Origin of the sequence: Marinobacter sp. LQ44, assembly GCF_001447155.2 — a bacterium.
GTDB lineage: Bacteria > Pseudomonadota > Gammaproteobacteria > Pseudomonadales > Oleiphilaceae > Marinobacter.
Genome location: NZ_CP014754.1, coordinates 1,773,034 through 1,794,374 on the forward strand (window position 1 = coordinate 1,773,034; position 21,341 = coordinate 1,794,374).

Here is a 21,341-nt window from a genome sequence, read left to right on the forward strand (position 1 = left end):
GTGATTCTGCTCGACACCAGAGCGAACACCAGGACGACCTGTTCCATTACTGAAACAGCAGGTTTTAACGACACTTGGACAAACAAAAAAGAAAGGCGGGGAATCAGGCAGATAGCCAAAATCAGACGTGTTAAAAAAAACAAAACCCCGCAAAGCAAAAGCCTTGCGGGGTCTCTGGTAGCTGGCAGGCACCGCGTGCCTGCCGGACAACCGGAACCGGTCGATTAACCGAACTGGTTCATGGTGTTGTCTTTACCACCGGCCTTCAGAGCCGCTTCACCAGCGAAGAACTCTTTGTGGTCATCACCGATGTTGGAACCGGCCATGTCCTGGTGCTTCACAGTGGCGATGCCCTGACGGATTTCCTTGCGCTGAACACCTTCAACGTACGCCAGCATGCCTTCGTCACCGAAGTAGCCCTTGGCCAGGTTGTCGGTAGACAGAGCCGCAGTATGGTACGTCGGCAGGGTGATCAGGTGGTGGAACACACCCGCTTCACGGGACGCATCACGCTGGAAGTTACGGCACCACTCGTCAGCCAGCTGGCCCAGCTCAGTGTTGTCGTACTCGGCGCTCATCAGCTTGGCGCGGTCGTAAGCAGATACATCCTTGCCTTCTTCCTTCATGGCATCGAATACCTGCTGACGGAAGTTCAGGGTCCAGTTGAAGGACGGGCTGTTGTTGTAAACCAGCTTGGCGTCGGGCACTACTTCCTTGATGCGGTTAACCATGGCAGCGATCTGACCAACGTGCGGCTTCTCGGTCTCAATCCACAGCATGTCTGCACCGTTCTGCAGGCTGGTGATACAGTCCAGAACAACACGATCTTCGCCGGAGCCAGGCTTGAAGCAGAACAGGCCAGAGGCCAGACGCTTCGGCTTCAGCAGCTTGCCGTTAGACTTGATCACAACGTCGCCGTTTTCGATCTGGGAAGCGTCTTCGATGTACTCGCCGTCCAGGAAGCTGTTGTACTGGTCACCCAGGTCACCCGGCTCGTTGGTTACAGCGATCTGCTTGGTCAGGCCAGCACCCAGGGAGTCAGTACGGGCAACGATCACGCCGTCGTCCACACCCAGCTCCAGGAACGCCAGACGAACTGCGTTGATCTTGGACAGGAAGTCGGCGTGGGGAACGGTTACTTTACCGTCCTGGTGGCCACACTGCTTCTCGTCGGATACCTGGTTCTCGATCTGGATACAGCAAGCACCGGCTTCGATCATCTGCTTGGCCAGCAGGTAGGTCGCTTCGGCGTTACCGAAACCAGCGTCGATGTCGGCAATGATCGGCACAACGTGAGTTTCGTGATTGTCGATCTGCTTGATCAGCTCAGCCGCCTTGGCGCTGTCGCCGGCGTTTTCAGCTTCTTCCAGGGCACGGAACAGGTGGTTCAGTTCCCATGCGTCAGCCTGGCGCAGGAAGGTGTACAGTTCTTCGATCAGACCAGAAACCGCAGTCTTCTCGTGCATGGACTGGTCAGGCAGCGGGCCGAACTCGGAACGCAGGGCAGCAACCATCCAGCCAGACAGGTACAGGTAACGACGCTTGGTGGTACCGAAGTGCTTCTTGATGGAGATCAGCTTCTGCTGGCCGATGAAACCGTGCCAGCAACCCAGAGACTGGGTGTACTGGGAAGAATCGGCGTCGTAAGCAGCCATGTCTTCGCGCATGATCTTGGCGGTGTACTTGGCGATGTCCAGACCAGTCTTGAATTTGTTCTGGGCGCGCATGCGGGCAGCGTGCTTCGGGTTGATAGCATTCCAGGTCGGGTTCTGCTTCAGGATGGAAGCAATCTGGTCGACGTCTTGTGCGTAGGGCATGGTCTCTATCCTTTCTACGTTAGTGTTCAAAAGGGTCGGAAACGCTGCTGCCAGCAGCCTCCGGAGCCAACCGCCTGCTCATACAACCCGGCAGGGGATGACGTTGGGCGTAACTTTAGTGCTTTCCGATTTATAATTGAAATTTATATGGTGTATTTTCGGCATTTTTCTGGTGAATACCAAAAATGGATAAGCCGGTAGACCAGAGCCGTTCTTGAGCCCGGTCATTTTGGCCACGCTATAACATGCTATGATTCAGCCACTTGATTAATATCACGCCCCGGCGACGACGGGTAACAGAGGTATCCGGTGTTCTACATCCGCGCTTTCGGCCACTCGCTGCTGCACGCACTGAAGAATCTGTTTCCGATTATTGCGGTGGTTGTGTTCTTCCAGTTGGTCGTACTTCAGCAGATGCCGGACAATACACTCAGCATGGCCATTGGCCTGCTGATTGTTGCTGCCGGTGTCGCCCTGTTCCTTCAGGGCCTTGAGCTGTCTATTTTCCCGGTGGGCAAAAGCCTGTCCAACCAGTTTGCCAAGCGGGGGTCGGTACCTATCCTGCTCTCGTTTGGTTTCGCCATGGGTTTCTCCGCCGTGGTGGCAGAGCCCGCCCTGATTGCCGTAGCCCAACAGGCCCAGGAGATCAGCGAAGGCAAGATTGACGCTCTCACCCTCCGGCTTCTGGTCGCCACGTCGGTTGGCGTGGTGATCGCCCTCGGCGTGTTCCGGACCATCTTCGGCTACCCGCTGCACTGGTTCATGATCATCGGTTACATCACCGTGGTCATCGTCACCTGGTTCGCTCCGGAAGAAATTGTCGGGCTGGCCTACGACTCCGGTGGAGTCACCACCAACATTGTTACCGTGCCGCTTATTGCTGCCCTGGGCATCGGCCTGGCCGCTTCCATTCGGGGCCGCAATCCGCTCACCGATGGCTTTGGCCTGGTGGCCCTGGCGGTCATGGTGCCAATGATTACCGTGCAACTTTACGGCATCGTGGTTTACAGCGGCGGCGTATCCGACGAAGCGGGCCCCATGCTCCTGCAGGACGAAGGCGAAGCCATCTCCGGCGCCCTGAAAATGCTGTTGGAGCTGGCGGAGATGTTCCGGGACGTGCTGCCCATCATCCTGACCATTCTGTTCTTCCAGTACATCGTCCTGCGCCGGGGCTTGTCCAATCCGCCGAAGATCCTGTTCGGATTTTTGTTGGTTATTCTGGGCCTGTATGCCTTTGTCGTCGGCCTCAAGATGGGCCTGTTCCCGATTGGCACCAGCATGGCGGAGCAGCTGATTGAGCTCGAGAGGTTCGGCTTCATCTATCTGTTCGCCTTTATGATCGGATTTGCCACCACCATGGCCGAGCCGGCCCTGCTCGCTGTGGGCAAGCAGGCCGAAGAGGCCGCCTCCGGGCGGATCAACGGTAATGCCATTCGCATTCTGGTTGCCCTGGGCGTGGCCGTTGGCATCAGCATCGGGGTGCACCGGATCATTGTTGGCGGCTCCATGCATTACTACATTATGGGTGGCTACACGGTAGTCATCATCCTGACCGCCCTGGCCCCGAAATATATCGTGGCCCTGGCCTACGATCTGGGCGGGGTGACCACCTCCGAGGTGACCGTGCCCCTGGTGACCGCCCTCGGCATTGGCCTGGCCACCAATATCGAGGGCCGGAGTGTGTTGATTGATGGCTTCGGCCTGATTGCTTTCGCTTCTATCTTTCCTATTGTTACGGTGATGCTCTACGCCATTGTCATGCAATGGCTGACAGACCGCAGAGAGGTGCGACCATGAAATTTTCCGTTCTCGTAGCCATTGTTCCGGAAGACCAGGAACAGGAATGCATAGATGCCGCCCGCGATCTGGGCGCCGGCGGCATTACCGTGCTTTCCGGCCGGGGCATCAGCAACACGGCCAAGAAGACCTTCTTTGGCCTGACCTACGACGGCAGCCAGAGTGTGCTGGTGATGGTTCTGGAAAAGGGCCTGTCCTTGCAGATACTCAAATCCATTCAAAAACTTTTGATGCCGGCGGAAAACGATTCCCAGGGACTGGTATTCACCCTGCCGCTGGAACACCTGGGCGGCATTGATATGTCCCAGTTCCAGAAGTTTGAACAGCATCTGAAAGAAAATATCTAAGGAGCACCGGAGATGAAACTGGTCAAAGAGGTCATGGTTACCGACGTGGTTTGTGTTTCCCCCTTCGCCAAGCTGCGGGAAGCCCTGAGCCTGATGAAGAAGCATAATGTGAAATCCCTGGTGGTCGAGAAACAGCACCCAAATGATGCCTACGGCCTGATTACCTACACCAATGTGCTCAAGACCGTTGTTGCCGAAGAAGGTGACATTGACCTGCTGAACGTTTACGACGCCTGCGCTAAGCCGGCAATCTCGGTCGGGAAAAGTCTCGCTGTTCGCCAGGTCGCCAGCCTGATGACCGAACACCGGGTAAAACGCATCCTGGTACTGGAGGACAATGACCTGCTGGGCTTTGTCACCATGGACGACATTATGGCGGTGTTGCTTGAGCAGGTTGAGTAACCGGTCCCCTTACTATGGCTGAACACGCTCTGACACAACTTCTGATGCTACTTGGAGCCACCGTTACGGTGGTTCTTCTTTTTCAGAAATTGAGGATTCCGCCAAGCCTGGCCTATCTCGCCGTTGGGGTAGCATTGGGAGCCAATACGGCTGGGCCCGTTGTATCTGAACATTACATCCGGATTATTGCCGAGTATGGCATCGTCTTTCTTTTGTTCACCATTGGCCTCAGCTATTCCGTGAGCCAGATATACGCATTGAGGCACACCATTCTCAGCCTGGGCACAGCACAGGTTGTCCTGACAACGATTATTGTTGGCCTGGCCGCATGGCTAATCGGCGTTCCGGCCGCTGCCGCCTTCGTTATCGGGGCCGTGTTCGCCCAGTCTTCGAGCACCATCATTATTCGCCAGTTAACCGATCAAAACGAAGCTCAGTCCCGACACGGCAGGCTGGGGATAACCCTATCAGTGTTTCAGGATATTACGGCTGTTCCATTTATCGTCATTATTCCTGTACTGGGAGTGGCAGCGGCCCATCAAATCACTGGCGAACTCGGGCTCGCCCTGCTCAAGGCCGGCATTGCACTTGTGCTGGTACTGATTGTTGGGCGATATCTGCTAAAGCCACTGTTTCATCTGGTAGCGGAGAGACGCTCAGCGGAACTCTTCACACTCACCGTGCTTTTCGTATCGCTACTCGCAGCCTGGACTACAGAAGCATTGGGTTTATCCATGGCCTTTGGCGCGTTTCTTGCGGGGATGATCCTGGCTGACACCGAATTCAAACATCAAGTCGATGCCACCATCCGCCCCTTCAGAGATGTTCTTGTAGGGCTGTTCTTCGTTAGCGTCGGGATGCTTTTTAACCCTGAGGTATTGCTTGAGATCTGGCCAGAGGCACTGGTAGGCGCCAGTTTTCTGATCATTACCAAGCTGCTCATCGTGACAATCATTACCCGCCTATCCGGAATCGATTTAGCAACGGCCTTCCGGACTGGGATTGTGCTCTCGGTGGGTGGTGAGTTCGGGTTTGCCTTGCTGACCATCGGAATAGAGAGCGGAACCATAGGCGGATTAATTGCACAGACAGTTCTTATGTCTGTTCTAATCTCAATGCTTATAAGTCCATTCCTGATGCACCACAGCGACTATTTAGCCAACCGTCTGTTTGTTCAGAAATCCAAAGTGGACAATCAAGAACTGATGGGAACCGGGCAACCATCCGATCTTGGCGACCACGTGATCATTTGCGGATACGGCCGAACCGGGCAAGTGGTGGGCGCCTTTCTGGAAAAGGAGGGCATCCCCTTTCTGGGCCTTGAGCTTGATCCCAGTATCGTTCAGGAAGCGCGCCTCGCCGGCCATGCCGTTTACTGCGCCGATGGTGCTAACAGGGAAGTTCTTGAGAATGCAGGGCTAGCCAGTACTTCGATTTTAATCATCACCCACAATGATCTCGCTTCCTCATTACAGACACTTCGGATAGTTCAATCTATCAGACCAGACCTCAAAACCATCGTACGAACCAATAACGATCGCTTTGAACAGGAGTTGCGAAACGCCGGTGCCACGGAAGTTATACCGGAAACGCTTGAAACCGGCCTGCTGATTGCCTCTCACCTTTTGCTCTCGCTTAAAGTACCGGGAAGGAAGGTAGCCCGCTATCTCGCGGATCAAAGGCGGAAGAGGTACCCGATGCTTAAAGAAATTTTCCGAAGCGACGTCGACACACTTCTGGATGAGAACCCGGATGCCGAGATACTGCACGCAATACGCGTTTTTGAAGGGGATCCCGGAGTCAACAAAACCATTGAGCAGCTTATCGCCCCATACAGCCGAATTGCGGTCTCCGCCCTTGTCAGAAACAACAATCGGGTAAAAGATCCAGAGTCGGATATCCGCCTGACCTCTGACGATGTTTTAGTAGTTCTCGGGCCCCAATCGGAAATTGATAGCCTTCAGCTAGAAATGACCGGTATTGAGCCAACCAGGGGAGCATAAGGCTGGCTCAGTGAAGATTTTATTTGGGCTGTTGACGGAGAAACTCAATGTGCTCCTTCAAGCCAACGGCCTGGGCAACGTCCAACTCAATTGCGATCCCCGTCTCTTTCGATTCATCAAGTTTGCCCGCGGCACAGACAGCATCAAGGACCCGCCGCGAGCGGCTGGCCTCAACCAGGATCAAAACAACACTTCGGGCTCCCATAAACTCGAAACCAAAGAACGTGTAATGAGGCTTGTGACCTCGTCCTTGCGCATTATTGATGATAGTGGCACCCGTTGCACCAGCATCTCGAGCCGCATCAAGCACAATGTCCGTCCGTTCTTGGTCAACGAAAACCATAATCAATTTGAAATCCATGCTGCCTCCTTAATTCCCTTCCAGAACACCGATACTTTACCACCAGCCACCGACTATCCCATTAAAGATGGGACCAAGACTGATCTTGCTCAATTTAAAGCCAACACAACAATCTGATCCCGCTCTGCCAATGCCAACCACTCGCTCCGGGGAGGGTTGAGCTGCAGGTGCCGCCCCAATTCATTCGCCTTTGCCCGATATACGCCAAGCGCGATCTCACCGCCGGCGGCAACAATTTTTTCAAGCAGCTGGAAATCCGCGCTCGCAGGTAACGGGTAATCGTGGGGATCGCGGAACTGAATCTCGGCGCCACCCACAGTAAATAACTCATCCAACACTACCCTGAGTTCGCGACGCAGGGCTACCTGAGCCAGAACGTGGCTCAGGATCATCGGGCTGATCAGCATCTCACTCTGGTGGCCATAGAGCAGCTGGCGGTTGTCGGGATCACTCAACTCCATAATTACCTGCGGGCGCCGGGGTGCCTCGGCCAGAATGTCTTCCAGCTGCAGGTAGCCAACCATGGCCCGGGCATCGGCCTCTTCCCCGGAACCAAGGCGGTCACTGCTCAGTAGCATGACCGTATCATAGCTGGCGGGGTTCAGCTTTCGCAGATCGTCTTCCACCATGTAGTCAGCTTCCAGCAATTGACCGTTGATGGCTTCAAGATCAACGCCATAACGGGCAATTTCCCGCTGGCGTTCTTTTAACGGGGTGGCCGACACCATATCCAGCATGAAATTGCGCCCTTTATAGCTGCTAAACTCAGCCGCCAGGCTGGGTACCCGGCGGTTCCAGCCCAACACCAGCACCCTATGAGCATCCGAACGGCCAGTTGCGTGGGGCTGCGCGGCGCTCCTTGCAATAACTGGCAACGGTTCGGCTTTCGGGTCTGCGCCCGTATGTTCGTAATCACCGGCCAACAGCACCACACGGTCTTCGCGGCGAATCATGGTTTCCGGTGACGCCAGCAAGTTGACGGTCCAACCGCTAGCAGAAGGCTGCAACAAACCAAGTACAATGGCGCGGGGGCGTTGGGCTGCCAGCTCGCCAAGGCTCAACCCTTCTGCGGTTTCACCACCCCTGACAAAAATTTCACTGCCTTCTCCGGCGGTCAGCAGTTCGTTATAAACCTCCGAAAGGTTGGGATGCAGAACGTTCTGCACCATCAACCTGCTGATGGTGACATCGCCCGCAACCACCTCAACCGCTCCCGGATAGGCGCGCTCAATCACCGACAGCTTGCGCATGTCCTGAATTTCAGCCACCACAAATGGCAAAGGCGCATTCAGATGGCGAGCCTGGGCAGCGATGGACAGCAGTGCCTTGACGGTTTCCACATCTGACGTCACCAAGCTTCCGGCATCGTGAACCTGGCTGGGCACAATCACTGCAGCGGCATCCAGGCAGGCTACCCGATGCAAGGCATCTGGCTGAATCGCTGAGCCACTGCGAAGAATCACCTCACGAGCCCTTCGCCCAACGCCGGGCTCGCTCCCCAACTGATGCACCTGTTCGGCACTGGCCTCCTCCGCCAGGACCACCAGCCGTAACTTCTGTGTGTCGTGTTTCTCCAGGAAACGCTCCATCCGCCCGGTTGATCCGAACAGCTCTGCTACCAGTGGCGGCGTTTGCGCTGTCCAGCCAAGCACCACAAAATGGTTTTTGAGCGTGACCGGTGTCAGGCCTCGCTCCAGCTCCTCCATCTTGGCAATCAACCAGCGGGTGAGGATGGCCACCAGGGTACCCATAAACACTACGTAGCCCAGCAAGGTCAGCAACGTGGAGACCACCCGTTGCCAGGTACCCACATCGTCGCCCAGATAACCCGGGTCGGTCAGCCGCAGAAACGCCCACCAGACAGCCGAGCCCGGGTCGTCGAACTCTCCCCCCTGGGGCACCACAAGCATCCCGCCGATCAGCGAAATAAGCCCAATAAAGAAGCCGACAACCAGTAACTGGAATCCTGCCCCTTTGACAAGTTGGCGTTCGACAATGAACTTCAGACGGTCAACAACCCGGAATGGCAACATGGTGGTCCTTTTTGCGAATCGTCAGTGTTGGACATAGGATAGAACAAAGCCTGTCAGGAAGGTGACCTCAATCCATGACAACAACTTCAACTCGAAGCCCTGCCTCCCGTCGGATGATCCTGGCACTGGCAATCACCCTCTCCGGCACCGCAAGCGCCAGCAATGCTCATATCCCGCAACCCTGGAGGTCCGATGCAGTGGTACTGGGCCGGGATGAAGCCTATGACACCGAGCGCTTCCTTCACGAACTGACGTTTGATCACCGTCAGGCGTTACCGACCGCCATGGACAACGGCATCCGCGGTACCGGCGGCAGTGTCAGCAGCCGCCGGCTGTATTTCGACTTCCGCTACCGCCAGGATTTCGGGTTTCGCGATGATCAGAACGGCTTTCTGCTGGACATTCAGCGGGCGGAGGATCTGGACGGTCCCTATCAGCGGCAGTTGGTAGGCTTCCGCCAGAACATTGGCGAGCGCACAGAAGTGTGGCTGCAAGGCGATGTGTTCTCAGACAAGGCGGAATCGGACATTTATCTTAGCGCGCGCCATCACCTCGACAGCCAGAGCTGGCTGCACGCCTCTGTGATACTACCGGATTACTACTTCAACGAAAAAACCGATACCGCCGACCGTTTCGACAAGCAGCCCCGTTCCTATTTCCTGCAGTGGCATCGCCAGGGATCATCTGCCGTGGAAGGCACGACGGTATCGCTCAATCTGTCCCCCGATTCCCGGTTCATCAGCCAGCAGCAGGAGCTGGCCGTCAGTAACGAAACCCAGCGCGGAGCCATCAGCCATCGCCAGCAAACCGGAGACTGGCTGATTGGGTTGCACCTGGAAGGTGAGCGCACACGGCGAGATTACACGCTACAGCGGAGCGATGAAAACAGGGCCACCGGATTCGAGCGGGATCACCTGAAGGCCCGGGGCTCCGCCACCCTGGTGCCGCACCGCCTCTCCCCCACGGTTGGAGTGGCCTGGCTGCAACTGGACGAAACCGGATATTTCGGCCGAGAGCTGAACGATGAGGGACGTATTCGGCGCCGGGAACCCACGGTCTTTGCCGAGATCACCCTGAGCGCCAGCCAGAACACCAGCATCAGCCCGGGCATTTATCTGAGTGCGCCCGAGATCCGGCAAACGTTTGAACAGGAGGAGGAACAACGCCGGCACACCGGCTTTACCGGCAAGCTGGCCGTGCCTATTGAAACCCGACTGAGCGCCAGCAACCAGGCCGTATTAACCCTGAACCCCACCTTCTACCTGCACAAATTCGGGTTTGGCGGCGGCAACCTGCAGTTGCACTGGCCGCTGTAAGCGGATCAAACCATCTGCGGGGCACTGCGGCGGGCACTGAGGGTTTCAAGAGCCGAGGCCAGCGATGGATAAAAACTGCTGACCCCCGGTTCCGGTTTGAGCCCAGCCCGGGCCAGGGCCCTAAGGGGCTGAAACTGAAGGTCAGCGATCATGATTTCGGTACCGTTTTTCCGGCACTGGTCAATCAGTTTGTTCAACGCCGCCAGACCGCCGGCATCCAGCACGGTCACGCCATCCATGTACAACACAAAGCCCCGGGTTTCCCGGGACAGATCCGCAAGCTCACCAAAAACCCGGTCAGCGGCGGCAAAGAACAGCGGGCCGTTGATCTTGAATACCCGCCAGCCTTTCGGCAGCCCGGCCTGCACTACCCGTTTGTTATCGCTGATGTCTGTCACCTTGGTCATCTGAGCCATTTCACGCATGAACAGCACCGCCGCCAACAAGACACCGGTGGTAATGGCAATGACCATATCCAGCGCCACGGTCAGGCCAAAACAGGTAAAAAACACCAGCACATCGCTGCGCGGGGCGGTTTTCAGCAGATGCACGGCCTTGGGGGCCTCGCTCATGTTCCAGGCCACCATGATCAGCAGCGCAGCCATGGCCGGCATGGGCAGGTATGCCAGAATACCGGCCAGCGACACCAGCGCCAGCAACACCACCAGGGCATGCACCATAGCAGCCACCGGTGACTGGGCCCCGGCCCGATAGTTGGCAGCTGAGCGGGCAATGGCGGCGGTGGCGGTAATACCGCCGAAAAACGGCACCACAATGTTGCCGATGCCCTGCCCCATCAGTTCGCTGTTGGCGCTGTGGCGCTTGCCGGTCATGCCATCCAGCACCACGGCACACAGCAAGGATTCAATGGCCCCGAGCATGGCAATGGCAAAGGCCGCCGGCAGCAACTCGCGCACCATATTCCAGGACAGGCCTACCGGCTCGCCCTGGGCATTCAGTTGCTGCCAGGGCCAGGCAAATTCGGGAAGGAAGGGGGGAATGCCGGCACCGGTACTGCCATCGGGCAACAGGTAACTGAACCGGGAACCGATGGTTTCTATCGCAGCCCCATTGGCATTGAACCAGATCGCCAGCAGGCTGCCGATAATCACCGCAGGCAAATGCGGCGGCACCGGCGTTTTCAGCCTGGGCCAGAGCAACATAACCGCCAGGGTAATGGCGGCGATCAGTGTGCTCATGGAATCCAGCGCCGGTAACTGCTGGGCCAGCACCGCCAGCTTGTCCCAGTAATGCTCCGGCATGGTCTCTACCGACAGGCCGAAAAAGTCTTTCACCTGCAGGGTGGCGATCACCACCGCAATACCGCCGGTGAACCCCAGGGTGACGGATTCCGGGATATACTCGATAAAACGGCCCAGGCGCATCACCGCCATAATCACCAGCAACACCCCGGACATCAGCGTGGCCAGCAGCAGGCCACCCAGGCCGTAGCTTTGGGCAATGGGGTACAGAATCACCACGAACGCCGCCGTGGGGCCGGAGATGCTGTACCGGCTGCCGCCAAACAGGGCAATCACAAAGCCGGCGATAAAAGCGGTATACAGGCCATACTGGGGGGCAACGCCACTGGCAATGGCCAGCGCCATGGCCAGGGGGATAGCAATAATGCCGACGGTCACGCCGGCCATCAGGTCTTTCAGGAAGCGGCCGCCGGTATAACGCTCATCCACACAGGCTTCACGGAAGGCGTGGGCAATCCTCAGAGAAAACAGATGAGCGCGGTGCGACATGAGGCACTTCCCGGTTGCGGCTATAGCTTAGTCATTATATGCTCATGACGATTACATTCAATGTTAACCTGATTAACATAAATGAGCACCATGACAATGCCCAAAGAAAACCGTACCGCCCGACTGACACTGCTGATCGACCCCGAGAAAAAGGCCGCCTTCGAGAAACTGTGCAAAGCAGAGGATGTCACTCCGTCACAGAAAGTCCGCCAGTTTATCCGCGAATACGTCGAGCAGAGACTGGGCGAAGACTGGCGCGAACGGCGCACCGACAAACCTGAGTGAGCATTGCCCATGGCCGCACCCAAACGCTTTCGTACCCCTGTGCTGGCGTTCAGCCTGGCGCTGACGACCGGTTGTGCCCAGCTGCCCAAACCGTCCGGCACAGAGCCCGCGCAACCACAAATTCTTTATGACAGCGTACTGTTCGACAGCCAATCAAGCCAGCCAGTCACTATCGACAGTCTGGCCCGCGCACTGGCCAGCACCGATGTGGTGGTGATTGGCGAATATCATGGCCACCAGGCCTCACACCTTCTGCAGGCCCGGTTACAGCAACGGCTTTACCAACAGCGTCCGCGCCAGGTGCTGACCCTGGAGCAGTTCAACCTGGATTATCAGCCGGCGCTGGACAGTTATCTGGCGGGCATGACCGGCGAAACCGAAATGATCGAAGACGCCAATGCCTGGGACAACTACCGGGCTTCTTACCGGCCGCTGGTGGAATTTGCCCGGCGCCATGATCTTCCCGTTGTTGCCGCCAATGCCCCTGCCGATGTGGTCCGCTGTGTGGGCCGCACCGGCCCGGGCTATCTCGAGCGCTTGCCCGCCGACCAGCGGCAAACGCTGCCTGAGCTGCCCTTCCGCGACACGCCCGCCTACCGGGAAAAGTTTGTCGAGGCCATCAGCGGCAGCCACGGCCAGGGCGATCCCTCCATGGCCGAGCGCATGGATAACACCTACAACGCCCAACTACTGCGCGACAACACCATGGCCATGCGCATCCTGCAAGCCCATCAACAACACCCGGACCACCAGATAGTGCACCTGACAGGCACCTTCCACAGTGAGCAGGGGCTGGGCACCGTGGCGTTGCTCAAACAACAGGCGCCGGAGCTTTCCGTGGCGGTGATCAGCCCGGTGTTCTGGCCAGACGAGGAACGACGGGCACCTTTGGCCGGCAACCTCGACAAAGGCGATTACCTGTATCTGATCCAACCCCTGCCACCGGAATTCCGGGACACGGATCGTCGGCAGAATGCCATGCGGGAACGTTTTAGCAGTGGACCAGAGATCCAGTGCATCACAGAATAGGCACGTTGATTCACACAAGGGACTGAACCATGAAAGTTGTTGTTGCCATTATCCTGGGCATAAGCCTTATTCTCTCTGCATCGTTGTTGAAAGAAGGGCTCACCGGCCTGAAAACGTCGGACCGATACGTCACCGTCAAAGGCGTGGCCGAGCGGGAGGTGCAGGCCGATCTGGCACTCTGGCCGATCCGTTTTGTAGCCACGGGTAACACCCTGGAACAAGCCCAGGAAAGAGCACGCAGTAGCCGCGAAGCCATCTATGCGTTTCTGGAGTTACAGGCGATCGACAAAAATGCCGTTGAGCTGCAACGGCTGGATGTCACCGACACCCGCGCCAACCCCTATCAGGGCGAGGGCGAACAGAAGTTCATCATCAACCAGACGTTAATGGTGCGCAGCACCCAGATAGACCGCATTCGCCAGGCGGCCCAGAACGTCAGTGAACTGGTGGATTCCGGCGTACTTCTGACGACGGATTACGGCCCCGGCGGCCCCACTTACCTGTTCAGTGGCCTGAACGACATCAAGCCGGCGATGATCGCCGAAGCCACCGCCTCCGCGCGGGAAGCTGCCCAGCAGTTCGCCCGGGATGCCAACGCCAGTGTTGGCGGTTTGCGCCGGGCCAATCAGGGGGTGTTCCAGATTCTGGCCCGGGACCAGGCACCGGGGATTTCTGAGCAACAGCAGCCGGTGAAAACTGTGCGGGTGGTGTCCACCGTCGACTATTACCTGGAGTAATACCCGGCTACTGGGTTTGCACCATCTCGTCCGTCACCTGATAGTCACCGGCCAGCCAGCGCAGGATCTCGTTGGCGGCCGGGTGATCAAAAGCATCGTAGGTGTGGATCAGTGCCTGCCTCTTTTCGTCACTGATCCGCTCCAGCCCGGCATCCTGCAGCACCAGCAGATCGGTTTGAAGCTGATTGGCAAGGTCTACCCCCAACAGTTCCCGGGCGGCATGATGAAGCGCCTGGCCATACTGATAGTTCGGCCCCTGCCGGTACGATTCCGCGAGGGTGAGCGCGGGTATCGCCGTCAACGCCGGCTGTAATGCCGGATTGATGGCGTGGCCGGCCAGATGTGCTGCATTGTTCGCGGGGCGGCCGGTAAAGGCCCGCAGGTGCAGGTGCCGGGACATCCGGTCGCCATCATTCACCGGGTAGTTATCCCACAGCACCGGTTTGCGGCCCAGGCGATCGCCCACCCGCTTCAGGTGACCCGGTGAAATCTCCCGGGAACAGACTTCCTCTCCGGTCCAGAACACCCGCACGTCTTTTGGCAATTCCGCGCCCAGGGTTTCCAGGTAATCCGCGGGGCGCTCACCAAATACCCGGTCGAGCACCGGATCGTCGGAATAGTAGGTGGGGCACATGCTAATGGTGGTGGCCTTGGTGTTATCCCGAATCCAGCGGACAATCTCGGCCTGGGTTCGAGCCAGCTCCGGCACTTCAGAGCGCATGTCATCAAACAGGATGGCCAGCTCCTGAATCCCCGCCCGGTCTAGCATCCGGAGCTTGGCCGTCAGCGTTTCCCGGGCGGCGTCATCAAACCGGTTGAAAATCTCGAACGGGCTCAGGCCTACCCCGAAACGTACCCCCTCACGGCGGCACAACCGGGCAAAGGATTCCAGCTCTGCCGTCTGGTCTGCCGGGTGGGGTTCCTGCCAGCGACGGCGCAGGTAGGAGTCCGCCTTCGGGGCGTACAGGTAGAAGCTGTAACCATGTGCGGCCAGCGAGGTCATCAGTCGCCCCCGCTCTGCCCAACTCCACATTGGGCCATAGAAACCTTCGATAACACCCAGTTCAACTGTCATGACCTGTTCGCCCCCTGATTACCGCATTCACTCATCGTATCCTCAAGTGTACTCCGGATCGGGCGAATAACCATGAACGAAACGTCAGTGCCCGGCAAGGCAATCGTATACTCCAACGATAGGCGCCCGACAGCCGGCAGGCTAAACTGCTGGCTCGCTCACAACGGAACCCGGCTGATCATGCCTGATGCCCGAAATCGCCTGACTGCCCTGGACGCACTGCGTGGCCTTGCAGCTCTGGGCGTTGTCCTGTTCCATTACCTGCCCTATTACGACCGGCTGTATGACCACTCTTTCAGCAGCCCCGGCTTCCTGGATTTCGGGCGCTACGGTGGGCACTGGCTGTGGCGATTGCCCTGGCCGCTGTCCTGCACTACGGCATCGAGAAGCCAGCCCTGGCTTATTACCGACAATGGCGCGCCAAACGGCCGACGCCGACAGCAGGCACGGTCATTAGGGCGGAGCGCCCTCAAGAGCAATCAGGACGGGGCTGATAGCAGGAAATAAAAAGGTTTTGAGGAACACGAGGCCATGCGCATGGCCAGCCAGATCGGCCGCATGCAGGATGTGCGAGCTTCTCAACACCCGACGACCTTAGACCTATGTCGTACAAAGCCTATTTTTTGCGGTAGAACGACTGCGGTAGTTGCTAATCTGAACTAGACTGTCTGGACGGTGGTGTCCTACCGGGAACCGGGTCCATCGAAAACGACAAATACAATAAAACCAGAGGATAGAAGAGCAATGAAGATCCGTTCTGTTCTTTCCGCGGCTGTGCTGGCTGTGGCAACTACCTTTGCCGCCACTCAGGCGCTCGCACAAGACAAATTCACCCTCAAAATGGCCGAAACCTGGGGCCCTAACTTCCCGATTTTTGGCGACACCACCAAACGCTTTGCTGAAACCGTTGAAAAAATGTCCAACGGCAGGCTGACCGTCCGTATTGATTCCGCCAACAAGCACAAAGCGCCGCTGGGCGTGTTTGACATGGTCAAGGCCGGCCAGTATGACCTGGGCCATTCGGCATCCTATTACTGGAAGGGGAAAGTACCGGAAACCCTGTTTTTCACCAGCATGCCTTTTGGCATGAATGCCATGGAGCAGTATGCCTGGTTCTATCACGGCGGTGGCATGGAACTGATGCAGGAAGTGTATGAGCCCCACAACATGCTGTCGTTCCCCGGCGGTAACACCGGCGTTCAGATGGGCGGCTGGTTCCGCAAGGAAATCAAATCCCTGGACGACCTGAAAGGCCTGAAAATGCGCATTCCGGGCTTCGCTGGTGAGGTGTTTGCGGAGGTTGGCGTTAACCCCACCAACATTGCCCCGGGCGAGCTGTATACAGCCCTTGAGCGTAACACCATCGACGCCGTTGAGTGGGTAGGCCCGGCACTGGATCTGCGTCTTGGCTTCCAGCAGATCGCCGATTACTACTATACCGGCTGGCACGAGCCCGCCACGGAACTGCAGTTCCTGGTGAACAAGCGCGTGTGGGATCGCCTGCCGGCGGATCTGCAGGAGATCATGCGAGTTGCCATGCGCACCGCGTCCTACGACATGCTGGTTCACTCCCAGCACGCCAACGCCGAAGCCTGGGCCAACATCAAAGAGCAGTATCCGAACGTTCAGATCAAGCAGTTCCCGGAAGACATCTTCCAGGCCATGTACGATGCCAACAAGAAGCTGCTGAAGGAAGCTGCCGAGCGCAACGACCTGTCTGCACGGATTGTTGAATCCCAGGAGAACTACCTGCGCCAGAGCCGGGCCTACACAGACATTTCTGAACGGGCGTACCTGAATACCATGGCCGAAGTCGAGTAAACTGAGGTTCAGAAGTAACAGAGCCGGGATCGCTCAACGCAGTGATCCCGGTTTTTTCGTTTCACAGACACGCATCCGCTTTGCGGAGGAAGAAGTTCCATGCACTGGATAATCAAACTCGACAAGAGCCTGGCATGGCTCTCGAAACTGTGCGGCGTGATTGCCTGCCTGGCCATGATCCTGATGGCCGTGAACGTGTTTTACGACGTGGTGTCCCGTTACGTCTTCAACGATGTGTCCATCGCCATGCAGGAAATGGAATGGCACCTTTACTCCGTGGTTTTCCTGCTGGGAATTCCTTACGCACTGCGCACAGACGGCCACGTTCGGGTGGACGTGTTCTATACCCGCTGGAGTAACAAGACCAAAGCCTGGGTAAACATTCTCGGCGCCCTGATTTTTGTCATTCCCTTTGCTTATCTGATCGGCACCTACGGTTACAGCTTCGCCGTCGACGCGTACCAGATGGGCGAAGGCAGTGGTGACCCGGGCGGGCTGCCCCACCGCTGGGTGATCAAAGCGGTGATACCACTGAGTGCTGTATTCATGGCCACCGCCGGCCTGAATATGGTGACCTACGCCATCCGGGTACTGTCGGGCGAGAAAGAATACGTGGGCGAGCATAGCGCGGGGGGCCTGGCATGATCGGCATGATTATGTTCGGCGTGGCCCTGATCATGCTGATGTTCGGTTTCCCCGTGGCCTTTACGTTTGGTGGTGTGGCCCTGGTGTTCGGCATCTATGCCGAGGGCATGGACCTGTTTGCCTTCATGCCGTACCGCATCATGAGTGTGATGCAGAATACGGTACTGATGGCGGTGCCCTTGTTCATATTTATGGGGGTAGTACTGCAACGCACCAAATTGGCTGAGCAACTGCTCACCTCCATGGGTCGTCTGTTTGGCGGTTTGCCGGGTGGCTTGGCTATTTCCACCATTCTTGTGGGCGCGCTGCTGGCCGCTTCGACCGGCGTGGTTGGCGCCAGCGTCGTGGCCATGGGCCTGATATCACTCCCGGTCATGCTCGCGCACAAATACGACAAACGGCTGGCAACCGGCACCATTTGCGCTTCTGGCACTCTGGGCCAGATAGTTCCCCCCTCCATCATTCTGATCATTCTGGGTGATGTACTTGGGCTGCCGGTTGGCGACCTGTTCCGGGCTGCCGTGGGACCTGGCGTGCTTCTTATCGGCCTGTACATCGTTTACATACTTATCCTTACCCGGTTAAAGCCGCAGACCGCACCTGCAATGCCCAAGGATGATGACGGCGTAAGCCGGGGTAAGGAAATCCGGGATGCCCTGCTGGCCATCATTCCGCCACTGGCATTGATCATCGTGGTGCTTGGTTCCATCTTCACCGGCATTGCCACCCCCACCGAATCCTCCGCGCTGGGCGGTATCGGCGCGGTGGTACTGGCGCTGATCTACCGTCAGTTCTCGTTCAAGATGGTCTGGGATGCGGCGAAGGACACGGTCAGCGTTACTGCGATGGTCTTCGCCATTCTGATTGGAGCCACGGCCTTCTCCATGGTGTTCAGTTACACCGGCGGCGACTATCTGCTGGAGGAATGGCTGCTAATGCTGCCGGGCGAGCAGTGGGGCTTCATCATTCTGGCCATGCTGGTCATCCTGATTCTTGGTTTCTTCATCGACTTCGTGGAGATTTCCTTCATCATCGTGCCCATCCTGGCGCCGGTAGCCGAAGCCCTGGGCATTAACATGCTCTGGTTTGCCATTCTGGTGGCCATGAACCTGCAAACCAGTTTCCTGACACCACCCTTCGGGTTCTCACTATTCTACCTTAAGGGGGTGGCACCACCGAATGTCCGAACGATCGATATCTACAAAGGCATTGTGCCATTCATACTGATCCAGATTCTGGTGCTGGCGCTGATCGTCATCTTCCCGGAATGGTTCGGCATGAGCTCCACTTACTGACCTTTTCAGGCAGGGTCGGGTAAGCAACCCGCCCCTGCCTCCTGTCCTTTTTGCACCCAAACCTGACAAACCCTGATCATTTTCTATACTAAGCAAGAAACGCGACTCTCAGTGATGCATTCGGGAAAACGCCGGAGAATTAACGCGAAGGGAGAGAAGTTTCATGGCACAGGGCACAGCTCCAAAGACGGACTATTCTGACAGCAACACCAAAGCGCATGTTCTTAGCCTGCCATTGGAAAACAGTCAGGCTGATCGGGAACCACACAGCTATGAACGCTGGCTGATCGCCAAGTTGATGCGAATGGCCGGCTCACCCGCCATACGCTTCCAGCTATGGAATGGCGAGGTCATCGAGCCAGAGCAAGGGCCGGCCGACTTCACCCTGCACCTGAAGGATCACAAGGCACTCTACTCCCTGGTTGCCAACCCCAACCTCGCCTTCGGCGATCTGTACAGCGCTGGCCGCCTGGAGATCGATGGAGACCTGCCTGATCTGATGGAAAGCCTTTACCGATCAGTCCACGCCGCCCGGCAGAAATGGCCAAAATGGCTGGACGCGCTGTGGCGGAATCATAACCCCAGGGCAACCGGCATTTCCGAGGCCAAGGAAAACATTCATCACCACTACGACCTGGGCAACGAGTTTTACCAACTCTGGCTGGACAACGCAGAAATGCAGTACACCTGTGCCTATTACGAGCACCCCGGTAACACACTGGAGCAGGCACAACTGGCCAAACTGGAGCATGTGTGCCGAAAGCTGCGCCTGACGCCCGGCATGACGGTGGTGGAAGCCGGCTGTGGCTGGGGCGGCCTGGCCCGTTATATGGCGCGCAACTACGGCGTGAAAGTTCACTCCTACAACATATCCCGTGAACAACTGGCATACGCCCAGGCCGAATCTGAACGCCAAGGGCTCGATGGTCTTATTACCTATGTGGAGGACGACTACCGCAACATCACCGGCCAGTACGACGCATTCGTCTCGGTTGGCATGCTGGAGCACGTTGGCAAGGAAAACTACCGAGCCCTGTCGGAGCTGATCAAGCGCAGCCTGAACCCCAACGGCATAGCTCTGCTCCACAGTATCGGGCGCAACCGGCCCATGCTGATGAATGCCTGGATAGAGAAGCGGATCTTTCCCGGCGCCTACCCTCCCAGTATCGGCGAGTTTATGGAAATCTGTGAGCACGGCGACTTCTCGGTGCTGGATGTGGAGAACCTGCGGCTGCACTATGCCCAGACCCTGAGCCACTGGGCGGAGCGCTTCGAGGCCAATGCCGAGCGCGTTACCGAGATGTACGACGAACACTTCACCCGGGCCTGGCGGCTTTATCTGGCGGGCTCGATTGCGGCATTCCGGGCCGGGTCGCTGCAGCTGTTCCAGGTGGTGTTCACCCATGGTGATAACAATCAGTTGCCCCAGAGCCGGCAGGACCTGTATGCCTTCCCAGCAACACCGGAGGGCAGCTGATGGAATACTACGACGCGATTATCGTAGGTGCCGGCCCCGCCGGTTCCACCCTGGCACGCAGTTTGGAGGAGGCCGGGAAGAATGTGCTGGTCATCGACAAAGCCAGCTTCCCCCGGGACAAAACCTGCGCCGGCTGGGTAACGCCTGCCGTTATGGAAAGCCTTGAAATCGACCAAACGGATTACGCCAATGGCCGAACCCTTCAGCCCATTCGTCGTTTCCGCATCGGCATGATGGGGCAGCCTGCCGTCGAGAATGACCACCATAGCATTGTTAGTTATGGCATACGCCGCTGTGAATTCGACGCTTTTCTGCTCGACCGTGTGAACGCTCCGAAACAACTGGCGACACCGGTCAAATCCATCGTCCGGAACAATGGCAACTGGGTGATCAACGAGCAGTGGCAGGCCCCGCTTCTGATCGGCGCCGGGGGGCACTTCTGCCCGGTTGCCAGACTGCTGGGCAACGGCCCGGGCAAACACGAAACGGTAGTCGCCGCCAAGGAAGTGGAGTTTGAGATGACACAGGAACAGGCCGATGCCTGTGAAGCCCGGGGGGATGCCCCGGAGCTCTGGTTCTGCAGGGATCTCAAGGGTTATGCCTGGGTATTCCGTAAAGGTAATTTCCTGAACATTGGCCTGGGGCGGGAAGACAACCACCGGCTAACGGATCACCTGGAGGCATTCGTAGACGATATGAAGCACGACGGGCGAATCCCCGCAGACCTGCCGGGGCGATTCAAAGGCCATGCCTACCTGTTGTACTCCCATGCCGATCGGCCACTGGTAGACGACGGCGTATTGCTGATCGGAGATGCAGCGGGCCTGGCTTACACCCAGAGCGGTGAGGGTATCCGCCCTGCCATTGAATCCGCCTTGATGGCGGCCGAGGTGATTCTTAACGCCACAGATTTTTCTGCCGCCGCGCTACAGCGCTACGGTGAGCGCATTGCGGAACGCTTTGGCAACCGTGCCAGTGAGCAGGCAGCTGGCTGGCAACTGCCGGAATGGCTGAAGCAGCCCGTCGCCAGCACGTTGATGCGTTCGCACTGGTTTACCCGAAAGGTAGTGACGGAGAAATGGTTCCTGCACCAGGATGTTCCAACGCTGAGAGCCACGGGCTGAGACGCAAAAAGCCGGGCCCTTGCGGG

The 21,341-nt window shown here is 57.5% G+C and carries 19 protein-coding genes; 14 read left to right on the plus strand and 5 right to left on the minus strand.

The annotated features are described in order from the left end of the window. Nucleotides 1–224 precede the first annotated feature (224 nt). Nucleotides 225–1,817: an isocitrate lyase gene (locus ASQ50_RS08320; RefSeq protein WP_058092437.1), complete on the minus strand. Its 1,593-nt coding sequence runs from the start codon at nt 1,815–1,817 to the stop codon at nt 225–227. A gap of 309 nt (nt 1,818–2,126) precedes the next feature. On the opposite strand from ASQ50_RS08320, the gene ASQ50_RS08325 reads away from it, so the two are divergent. Genes ASQ50_RS08325 through ASQ50_RS08340 form a run of 4 tightly spaced genes read left to right on the plus strand, consistent with a single transcriptional unit; the run spans nt 2,127 to nt 6,366 of the window. Then, on the plus strand, nt 2,127–3,614 hold the full coding sequence (locus ASQ50_RS08325; RefSeq protein WP_058092436.1) for a DUF1538 domain-containing protein: 1,488 nt from the start codon (nt 2,127–2,129) through the stop codon (nt 3,612–3,614). After that, nucleotides 3,611–3,961: a hypothetical protein gene (locus tag ASQ50_RS08330; protein ID WP_058092435.1), complete on the plus strand. Its 351-nt coding sequence runs from the start codon at nt 3,611–3,613 to the stop codon at nt 3,959–3,961. The genes ASQ50_RS08325 and ASQ50_RS08330 overlap by 4 nt, the downstream gene beginning before the upstream one ends. Before the next feature lie 12 nt (nt 3,962–3,973). Next, the gene (locus ASQ50_RS08335; RefSeq protein ID WP_058092434.1) at nt 3,974–4,363 is read left to right on the plus strand and encodes a CBS domain-containing protein; all 390 of its coding nucleotides are present in this window, start codon (nt 3,974–3,976) and stop codon (nt 4,361–4,363) included. A 14-nt stretch (nt 4,364–4,377) separates the two neighbouring features. Continuing rightward, nucleotides 4,378–6,366: a cation:proton antiporter gene (locus ASQ50_RS08340; RefSeq protein WP_058092433.1), complete on the plus strand. Its 1,989-nt coding sequence runs from the start codon at nt 4,378–4,380 to the stop codon at nt 6,364–6,366. A 19-nt stretch (nt 6,367–6,385) separates the two neighbouring features. Here ASQ50_RS08340 and ASQ50_RS08345 read toward each other — a convergent pair whose 3' ends face one another. Then, nucleotides 6,386–6,727 carry a P-II family nitrogen regulator gene (locus ASQ50_RS08345; protein ID WP_058092432.1) on the minus strand — a complete coding sequence of 114 codons (342 nt, stop codon included), beginning with the start codon at nt 6,725–6,727 and terminating at the stop codon, nt 6,386–6,388. A gap of 89 nt (nt 6,728–6,816) precedes the next feature. Beyond that, nucleotides 6,817–8,760, minus strand: a complete 1,944-nt coding sequence (locus ASQ50_RS08350) for a CASTOR/POLLUX-related putative ion channel (RefSeq protein WP_058092431.1) — start codon at nt 8,758–8,760, stop codon at nt 6,817–6,819. 74 nt (nt 8,761–8,834) lie between these two features. Between ASQ50_RS08350 and ASQ50_RS08355 the strand changes: the two genes are divergently transcribed. Continuing rightward, the gene (locus ASQ50_RS08355) at nt 8,835–10,076 is read left to right on the plus strand and encodes a hypothetical protein (RefSeq protein WP_156509987.1); all 1,242 of its coding nucleotides are present in this window, start codon (nt 8,835–8,837) and stop codon (nt 10,074–10,076) included. A gap of 5 nt (nt 10,077–10,081) precedes the next feature. Here the strand turns inward: ASQ50_RS08355 and dauA are convergent, their stop codons facing one another. After that, on the minus strand, nt 10,082–11,827 hold the full coding sequence (dauA, locus tag ASQ50_RS08360) for a C4-dicarboxylic acid transporter DauA (RefSeq protein WP_058092429.1): 1,746 nt from the start codon (nt 11,825–11,827) through the stop codon (nt 10,082–10,084). Between the two features lie 81 nt (nt 11,828–11,908). Here dauA and ASQ50_RS08365 point away from each other — a divergent pair, with 81 nt between their 5' ends. From ASQ50_RS08365 to ASQ50_RS08375, 3 genes are read left to right on the plus strand one after another with little or no spacing between them, the layout of a single operon-like run. Beyond that, complete coding sequence (locus ASQ50_RS08365; RefSeq protein ID WP_227513283.1) at nt 11,909–12,112, plus strand: ribbon-helix-helix domain-containing protein; 204 nt, start codon at nt 11,909–11,911, stop codon at nt 12,110–12,112. 9 nt (nt 12,113–12,121) lie between these two features. Next, nucleotides 12,122–13,141, plus strand: coding sequence for a ChaN family lipoprotein (locus tag ASQ50_RS08370; RefSeq protein ID WP_082888458.1), 1,020 nt, complete (start codon nt 12,122–12,124; stop codon nt 13,139–13,141). A gap of 29 nt (nt 13,142–13,170) precedes the next feature. Then, the gene (locus ASQ50_RS08375; protein WP_058092427.1) at nt 13,171–13,878 is read left to right on the plus strand and encodes an SIMPL domain-containing protein; all 708 of its coding nucleotides are present in this window, start codon (nt 13,171–13,173) and stop codon (nt 13,876–13,878) included. Nucleotides 13,879–13,885: 7 nt separating this feature from the next. Here the strand turns inward: ASQ50_RS08375 and ASQ50_RS08380 are convergent, their stop codons facing one another. After that, nucleotides 13,886–14,953, minus strand: coding sequence for a beta-N-acetylglucosaminidase domain-containing protein (locus ASQ50_RS08380; RefSeq protein ID WP_058092426.1), 1,068 nt, complete (start codon nt 14,951–14,953; stop codon nt 13,886–13,888). Between the two features lie 72 nt (nt 14,954–15,025). On the opposite strand from ASQ50_RS08380, the gene ASQ50_RS21410 reads away from it, so the two are divergent. From ASQ50_RS21410 to ASQ50_RS08410, 6 genes are all read left to right on the plus strand, one after another. Further along, nucleotides 15,026–15,460, plus strand: a complete 435-nt coding sequence (locus ASQ50_RS21410; protein ID WP_058092425.1) for a hypothetical protein — start codon at nt 15,026–15,028, stop codon at nt 15,458–15,460. 237 nt (nt 15,461–15,697) lie between these two features. Then, nucleotides 15,698–16,774: a TRAP transporter substrate-binding protein gene (locus ASQ50_RS08390; RefSeq protein ID WP_058092424.1), complete on the plus strand. Its 1,077-nt coding sequence runs from the start codon at nt 15,698–15,700 to the stop codon at nt 16,772–16,774. Between the two features lie 99 nt (nt 16,775–16,873). Next, nucleotides 16,874–17,419 (plus strand): TRAP transporter small permease subunit, encoded by a 546-nt coding sequence (locus ASQ50_RS08395; RefSeq protein WP_058092423.1) that lies wholly within the window; start codon nt 16,874–16,876, stop codon nt 17,417–17,419. Beyond that, nucleotides 17,416–18,714, plus strand: a complete 1,299-nt coding sequence (locus ASQ50_RS08400) for a TRAP transporter large permease (protein WP_058092422.1) — start codon at nt 17,416–17,418, stop codon at nt 18,712–18,714. Before ASQ50_RS08395 ends, ASQ50_RS08400 begins: the two co-directional genes overlap by 4 nt. Nucleotides 18,715–18,877: 163 nt before the next feature. Beyond that, nucleotides 18,878–20,191 (plus strand): SAM-dependent methyltransferase, encoded by a 1,314-nt coding sequence (locus tag ASQ50_RS08405; RefSeq protein WP_058092421.1) that lies wholly within the window; start codon nt 18,878–18,880, stop codon nt 20,189–20,191. Next, nucleotides 20,191–21,315, plus strand: a complete 1,125-nt coding sequence (locus ASQ50_RS08410) for an NAD(P)/FAD-dependent oxidoreductase (protein WP_058092420.1) — start codon at nt 20,191–20,193, stop codon at nt 21,313–21,315. Before ASQ50_RS08405 ends, ASQ50_RS08410 begins: the two co-directional genes overlap by 1 nt. The last annotated feature ends 26 nt before the right edge of the window (nt 21,316–21,341 follow it).

What these genes read in the sequence shown, in the direction of transcription:
- ASQ50_RS08390 (WP_058092424.1), top strand. Translation starts at nt 15,698, where the DNA reads ATGAAGATCCGTTCTGTTCTTTCCGCGGCTGTGCTGGCTGTGGCAACT.
- dauA (WP_058092429.1), bottom strand. Translation starts at nt 11,827, where the DNA reads ATGTCGCACCGCGCTCATCTGTTTTCTCTGAGGATTGCCCACGCCTTC.
- ASQ50_RS08395 (WP_058092423.1), top strand. Translation starts at nt 16,874, where the DNA reads ATGCACTGGATAATCAAACTCGACAAGAGCCTGGCATGGCTCTCGAAA.
- ASQ50_RS08345 (WP_058092432.1), bottom strand. Translation starts at nt 6,727, where the DNA reads ATGGATTTCAAATTGATTATGGTTTTCGTTGACCAAGAACGGACGGAC.
- ASQ50_RS08350 (WP_058092431.1), bottom strand. Translation starts at nt 8,760, where the DNA reads ATGTTGCCATTCCGGGTTGTTGACCGTCTGAAGTTCATTGTCGAACGC.
- ASQ50_RS08365 (WP_227513283.1), top strand. Translation starts at nt 11,909, where the DNA reads ATGAGCACCATGACAATGCCCAAAGAAAACCGTACCGCCCGACTGACA.
- ASQ50_RS08355 (WP_156509987.1), top strand. Translation starts at nt 8,835, where the DNA reads ATGACAACAACTTCAACTCGAAGCCCTGCCTCCCGTCGGATGATCCTG.
- ASQ50_RS08400 (WP_058092422.1), top strand. Translation starts at nt 17,416, where the DNA reads ATGATCGGCATGATTATGTTCGGCGTGGCCCTGATCATGCTGATGTTC.
- ASQ50_RS08375 (WP_058092427.1), top strand. Translation starts at nt 13,171, where the DNA reads ATGAAAGTTGTTGTTGCCATTATCCTGGGCATAAGCCTTATTCTCTCT.
- ASQ50_RS08380 (WP_058092426.1), bottom strand. Translation starts at nt 14,953, where the DNA reads ATGACAGTTGAACTGGGTGTTATCGAAGGTTTCTATGGCCCAATGTGG.
- ASQ50_RS08340 (WP_058092433.1), top strand. Translation starts at nt 4,378, where the DNA reads ATGGCTGAACACGCTCTGACACAACTTCTGATGCTACTTGGAGCCACC.
- ASQ50_RS21410 (WP_058092425.1), top strand. Translation starts at nt 15,026, where the DNA reads ATGAACGAAACGTCAGTGCCCGGCAAGGCAATCGTATACTCCAACGAT.
- ASQ50_RS08320 (WP_058092437.1), bottom strand. Translation starts at nt 1,817, where the DNA reads ATGCCCTACGCACAAGACGTCGACCAGATTGCTTCCATCCTGAAGCAG.
- ASQ50_RS08330 (WP_058092435.1), top strand. Translation starts at nt 3,611, where the DNA reads ATGAAATTTTCCGTTCTCGTAGCCATTGTTCCGGAAGACCAGGAACAG.
- ASQ50_RS08335 (WP_058092434.1), top strand. Translation starts at nt 3,974, where the DNA reads ATGAAACTGGTCAAAGAGGTCATGGTTACCGACGTGGTTTGTGTTTCC.
- ASQ50_RS08370 (WP_082888458.1), top strand. Translation starts at nt 12,122, where the DNA reads ATGGCCGCACCCAAACGCTTTCGTACCCCTGTGCTGGCGTTCAGCCTG.
- ASQ50_RS08405 (WP_058092421.1), top strand. Translation starts at nt 18,878, where the DNA reads ATGGCACAGGGCACAGCTCCAAAGACGGACTATTCTGACAGCAACACC.
- ASQ50_RS08410 (WP_058092420.1), top strand. Translation starts at nt 20,191, where the DNA reads ATGGAATACTACGACGCGATTATCGTAGGTGCCGGCCCCGCCGGTTCC.